The sequence below is a fragment of the bacterium genome, assembly GCA_023135785.1.
Lineage (GTDB): Bacteria > CAIJMQ01 > CAIJMQ01 > CAIJMQ01 > CAIJMQ01 > CAZNJA01.
In genome coordinates this window covers 1-5,901 of sequence record JAGLSL010000101.1, presented here as the reverse complement: position 1 = coordinate 5,901, position 5,901 = coordinate 1, and the positions used below count along the sequence as shown (strand labels likewise).

The window sequence follows — 5,901 nt, the reverse complement described above, 5'->3', positions numbered from 1 at the left end:
TCTTTTGTGATGGTCATAAACTAAAGAAATACTGCCAATCATTATTGCTTTACTCTGCCACTGTTCTTTTACAAGGCCTTTTCTTATAATGTCCCTGATAGCTTCAGAACGATTGGAGTACTACTCTTTTTTTATTATTTTATCAGATTTACTTAAAAGTTCTTTCTCTATAGAAACGCCAAATCGTATTATCTGCGGCATTTTATTCTATGCTATTTTCTTTTAATTGTTTTACCCAATTGCAATATTCGCAAGCTGAAGAAGAATCCGGCATTGGCGCTTTCAGCAAATCAAGCCCTTCATGAAACATGTCTATCGCTCTTTTGGTAGAAGTTTTTACTTCCATTAATTTTATATTAAACGGAATGCCTTCGTGAAGTGTGCCGGGGCTTGGGACAAAATACATAAGATAGGCAATATCGCCGGCTTTATAATTGTTTTTCTCAAGCAGTAAAGTATACATATCCATTTGCAACTGATATGCAGGATGGACACCTGTAGGTAATGACCCTCTTGTTTTATAGTCTAAAGCCACATAGATATCTCCAGGCAATATCAAACATTCATCGAGCATTCCCATCAGAGAAGCGTTCTTCGTATAATCGTTGAAATATAATTTTTGAGGAAGTTGCGGTATGAGTTTCCCTTCAATTTTATCTTTTAGTAACGGAGGTAGAATTCCTTGTTGCCTATAAGAATCAAAATATTCTTTTATTACCCTATCTAATCCTGAGGCAATAGATGGAAATGCGCCTCGTGGTCTTCTTATATCACAATTTAATTGTAACCAAAAACAACGCGGGCAATCCCTGAAAATATTCAAACTGCTTGGAGATAAAACAAATTTATTTCTGTGATTTTTTTTAATCTTATTACTGTCAGATAACGCCTGTAGAGCTGCGCTTTCCTTTTCTTGAAAATTAAATATTGCCTGCTTTTCCATTTAATTCTATTTGAATTTAAAACCTTTTTCATTAAAAAGCTTTATACAAATATCCACCACATCGGCGTCATAAAGCAGACCTCTTTTGCTGGAAATTTCTTCCAATGCTTTATCTACACCAAGAGCTGGTCGATAAGGACGAGATGAAGACATTGCTTCAACAACATCGGCAACAGCCAATATGCGCGATTCAAGAGCTATATCTTTGTTTTTTAAACCATTAGGGTATCCTGAACCATCCATCCTTTCATGATGCTGAAGTGAAAACTTGGCAATAGGCCATGGAAATTCTATGCCTTTTAAAATATCATAGGCTACACCAGGATGATTCTTTATCAGCCTAAACTCAATTTCGGTCAATTGGGCAGGTTTCATAAGAAGTGCGGCAGGAATATTGATTTTGCCTATGTCGTGAAGAAGCCCCGCTATATAAACTCCCTCAACTCTATCTTCAGACAGTTTCATGGCTTTTGCTATGGCAGAAGCTAATTCTGCTACACGACGTTGATGACCGGCTGTAAACAGATCTCTTTTTTCAATTGTCAACGCTATGGCATGAATAGTTTCCTCAAGAACATTCCGTAATTTATCTACGCTATCTTTAAGTTCGTTTTTAACATTATTATGCTCTGTAGTATCCTGCGCAACTGAAATAAAATTCACTACTTCACCTTTTTCATTTTTAAAAGCGCATATCTTCACATAGCTGGTAAATTTCGTGCCATCCTTTCTTTTATTGCGCATTTCCCCATCCCAAAATCCTTCCTTTTGAAGAATTTTTATTGTATCTTGCATAACCTTTACTGGATCGGGGTATGCATTAAAGATAGTAGGGTTTTTACCAACCAATTCACCTTTTTTATAACCAAAAAGGTGATCCATCGCAGAATTAGTATATATTATGCTCATATCTGCAGAGGCAATAAATATGGCTTCTTTGGTAGTATCAAGCGTCTTTCTGAGTTTGGCATTTTCATGTTCTAACTTTTTGTATTTGGATTCTGAACTTTTGCATTTAGCTTCCAATTTTTGCAATTGGGCAATTTTCTTGCGGAGATTTATCACTTCTTTTTCGGTTTTACTCTTCACTAACTTCGCCATTATAAATTCTCTGGTGCCATTCTACATCTTTTACAAGTATTTTAAAACCGTTCCCATTGGATAAAAAAAAGGTCTTGATTTTATGAGTACTTTATAGAGTCTCTAATACCTGCTTCTTTAAATCCTTTTTGCCTCAAAAGACAACTATCACATTTGCTGCAAGCTACTCCATTTCGCGCAGGATTATAACAACTGTGGGTAATAGAATAATCAACGCCTAATTTTATACCTTTTTTTATAATTTCGGCTTTACTCATATTAATTAAGGGGGTATGTATTTTTATTGTTTCACCCTCGACACTTGCTTTCGTCGCAAGGTCAGCCATCTTTTGATATGCTTTTATATATTCGCTTCTACAATCGGGATAACCGCTGTAATCAACCGCATTGACTCCTATAAATATATCATGAGATTTTAAAACTTCCGCCCAGGCAAGGGCATAGGAAAGGAATATGGTATTTCTTGCAGGAACATATGTTATAGGAATGTTTTTGTGTTTTATCTTCCCACCTTGAGGAACTCTTATATCGTCGGTTAAAGCAGAACCGCCAAAGCATCTAAGGTTTATTTTTATAATCTTATGTTCAATAACTCCAAAATATTTTGCAACTTTCTTTGCGCTTGATAGTTCTTGTTTATGTCTTTGCCCATAATCAAAAGTTAAAGCGTAAATTTTGAAACCCTCGCTTTTGGAAAGAGCAAGAACCGTTGTTGAATCCAAACCGCCGCTTGTTAATACAACCGCTTTTTTCATAGGAAGATTCTTTGGATTTTGTGCAGATGATTTTTACCGCCTCAGGCGAAAAAATCAGCGTCCCCAAGGGGAATCGAACCCCTGTTACCGGGATGAAAACCCGAGGTCCTGGGCCTCTAGACGATGGGGACATAACTATATCAAAAAACGGAAATACAATGGAAACAAATAGAAATATATTGTCCCCGTAGATAGTATTAGCATCAACGGGGTTGAAATACGTTGTCTATCTACTGTATATCTATGTATTTCAATTTTAATATAGTAGGGCAAGGGAGATTCGAACTCCCGACTCACGGCTTAAAAGGCCGTTACTCTACCAACTGAGTTATTGCCCCAAAAAACGACTCATTATAATCTATTAATTGTTTAATGTCTAAAAACGAAGTTAGTCACAATAAAACTGCATATCTTTGTCAAGAATACATATCGGCAGATTATCCAATTCTATGGATTCCTGTTTGCACAGGAATGACAAATCAGTCTTTCTACCAAAACGATAGTAAAAGAGAGTATAATGTTAAAAAAATAGGGGGATTTGTCCCTTGCTTAAAACAAGCTAAAATTCTACTCCGATAATTTTAGCTTAAGCTTCGGGATTAATTCGCAAGACGGCTTCGCCTATAATTTACGTCACTGATGTTCCGTAAATTATCTGCGAATTAAAGGATAATATATGAAAGTAAAAGATATAATGAAAAAGGATGTAACTCATATTTCTCCTGACATGAATGCTCAAGAAGCATTGAAATTGTTACAGAAAATGGATATCAGCGGGCTTCCGGTTATAGACGATAATCATAAACTTGTAGGGATGTTTACTGAGAAGGAGGCATTATCGACAATATTACCCAGTTATATTCAAAAGGTAGGCCTATTTATTTATCAGGATAATCCCAAAGCAGTGAAACAGAAGATAGCTAATTTCCGCAATATTCAAGTAAAAAAAATAATGCGCAGCCAAGTAGTTGCAGTAGACGAAGATACAAACCTTTATGAAGTTGCTCGTATTATGCTCACACAAAAAATCAGAAGGATACCTATACTCAACAAAGACAAGCTCGTTGTGGGTATAGTAGCAAGAGGAGATATTACAAAAGCTGTCTTTGAAGAGGAAGAAAGAACAGGGTCGCAAATACCATGAAGAATCTTATTTTAAAATTTACATTGCTTCTTTCTATATCGATTACTTTGGGATTAACTTCCAGAAACATCGGATTAAATATATCGCAGGCATTAGCCATATCTATTTTTTCTATTTCGATATTGGGTACTTTGTTCTTCTGGGATTTCCGCTTAGCTTTTGCTTTTATAGGGACTTCGGTTCTATTAATAACCAATACTATCAATATAGAAAATGTTGTTAAATTTGCTTCGTTAGATGTAATTCTCTTTTTGGTAGGTATGATGGTCTTGGTCGCATTGATGAAAGAATCGGGATTTTTCGCATGGATAGTTCAGTTGATATTACGAGTAAGGAATATGACTGCGATTAAATTCGTATTTATTATTTCTTTTGCTTCAGCATTACTATCTACAATGACTTCAGAAGTTATCTCGATTATTTTTATGGTGGCGGCGATATTGGAAATATGCGATTATTTTGAAGTGGATAGTGTTCCTTATATCATTATCTGCATTCTTGCGACAAATATCGGAAGCGCGGCTACAGTATTAGGTAATCCTATAGGGATATTAATTGCATCAAAGGCAGGATTAACTTTTGAAGATTTTATTGTTAAGGCATTTCCTATGGCAATGGTATGTCTAACCGTTACAATCTTCCTGGTAATATTTTGGTATAGGAAGTCTCTTAAAAAACTGGATGAACAGATTAAAAAGTTGGGAGCTAATGAGATGCTAATTCAATTAATTTCTGTTCCCCCGGATAAACGATTGAAAGTAAGTCTAGGTATATTCGCTATAACACTGGCGTTTATAGCCCTACATCATCGTATAGAACTTCTTTTGAATCTTGAACCCAACACCATACTATTAACTATGCCGCTTTTATCCAGTGGCTGTGTAATGGCATGGAAATGGAAAAGAGCGCGAGATTACATTGAAAAAGATGTGGAATGGTGGACACTTTTATTTTTCATGTTGCTTTTCGCGCAAGCGGGAACTCTAAAATATACTGGTGCGACTGATGTACTTGCGCAAAGATTGGTGGGGTTGGCAGGCCACAGTTTAGCAAATCTTACCGGTATAGTACTTTGGATATCTGCCATAGGTTCAAGTATATTAGATAACGTGGTATTAGTGGCTGCATTTATACCGATAATCCAGAGTTTTCAAAGTCTAAATTTAAACTTACAACCCCTATGGTGGGCACTGCTATTCGGCGGTTGTTTCGGGGGCAACATCACAATAGTAGGCTCAACGGCTAATATTATTGCTTTGGGAATAATGGAAAAGGAAAAGGATATTAAAATATCTTTTCTTCAATGGTTTTGTATAGGGTCTGTGGTGGGTATAATTACTACGAGTATTGTATGGGCAGGACTAACATTTCTGCCGTTTTACCGATAAATTCTACCGGCGATTATATGCGTGGATTCCTGCTGGAGTTTATCCCTGTAAAGCTTGTCCTCGTGAAAACGGGGAACAGGGGCAGGAATGACAGTTCACTACTCCACCGCTACCTCTTTTATCTCCAAATCAACCAGTTAACTAAACAACTTCCTATTACAGAAACAAGAGTAAATGGCAATCCTATTTTTACAAACTGGCTAAATCTCACATGATAGCCTTCTTTCTTTAAAAGACCGACTGCAACTATATTGGCGCTGGCGCCGATAGGAGTAATATTGCCACCGATACAAGTTCCTAAAAGCAATCCGAATACATAAGGATAAACTGAAAGATTCAGGGAACTAGCCAATAATTTTATTGCCGAAATCATAGCCATAGCATACGGGATATTATCAACAAAACCAGATACAAGAACCGAAACCCAGACAATTACGTTATAAAGACCAAAAGGATGTGAACCAAATTGCGCTAATTTATTTGAAAAATCCCCTATGATACCAGCGCTATTCAAACTTCCTACCAGTATAAATATTCCCGCTAAAAGAAAGAAACTTGCCCAATCGATAT

The 5,901-nt window shown here is 36.4% G+C and carries 6 protein-coding genes and 2 tRNA genes; 2 read left to right on the top strand and 6 right to left on the bottom strand.

All coding sequences use genetic code 11. The features are described from left to right. Window positions 1-202: 202 nt before the first annotated feature. The 5 genes from KAS42_06600 to KAS42_06580 form a co-directional block, all read right to left on the bottom strand. Window positions 203-943, bottom strand: coding sequence for a hypothetical protein (locus KAS42_06600; protein ID MCK4905887.1), 741 nt, complete (start codon window positions 941-943; stop codon window positions 203-205). 6 nt (window positions 944-949) lie between these two features. Then, entirely contained in the window at window positions 950-2,044 is a 1,095-nt protein-coding gene (locus tag KAS42_06595) for an HD domain-containing protein (protein MCK4905886.1), read from the bottom strand. 80 nt (window positions 2,045-2,124) lie between these two features. Then, window positions 2,125-2,799 (bottom strand): 7-cyano-7-deazaguanine synthase QueC, encoded by a 675-nt coding sequence (queC, locus tag KAS42_06590; protein MCK4905885.1) that lies wholly within the window; start codon window positions 2,797-2,799, stop codon window positions 2,125-2,127. Between the two features lie 58 nt (window positions 2,800-2,857). Next, window positions 2,858-2,930: transfer RNA gene (locus KAS42_06585), tRNA-Glu, on the bottom strand. 134 nt (window positions 2,931-3,064) lie between these two features. Further along, a tRNA-Lys gene (locus KAS42_06580) sits at window positions 3,065-3,137 on the bottom strand. Between the two features lie 338 nt (window positions 3,138-3,475). Between KAS42_06580 and KAS42_06575 the strand changes: the two genes are divergently transcribed. Both KAS42_06575 and KAS42_06570 read left to right on the top strand, forming a co-directional pair. Next, window positions 3,476-3,943, top strand: coding sequence for a CBS domain-containing protein (locus KAS42_06575; protein MCK4905884.1), 468 nt, complete (start codon window positions 3,476-3,478; stop codon window positions 3,941-3,943). Next, window positions 3,940-5,331 (top strand): anion permease, encoded by a 1,392-nt coding sequence (locus KAS42_06570; GenBank protein MCK4905883.1) that lies wholly within the window; start codon window positions 3,940-3,942, stop codon window positions 5,329-5,331. The genes KAS42_06575 and KAS42_06570 overlap by 4 nt, the downstream gene beginning before the upstream one ends. A gap of 118 nt (window positions 5,332-5,449) precedes the next feature. On the opposite strand, the gene KAS42_06565 is transcribed toward KAS42_06570, so the two are convergent. Continuing rightward, on the bottom strand, window positions 5,450-5,901 hold a 452-nt coding region (locus KAS42_06565; GenBank protein MCK4905882.1), incomplete at its 5' end, for an anion permease.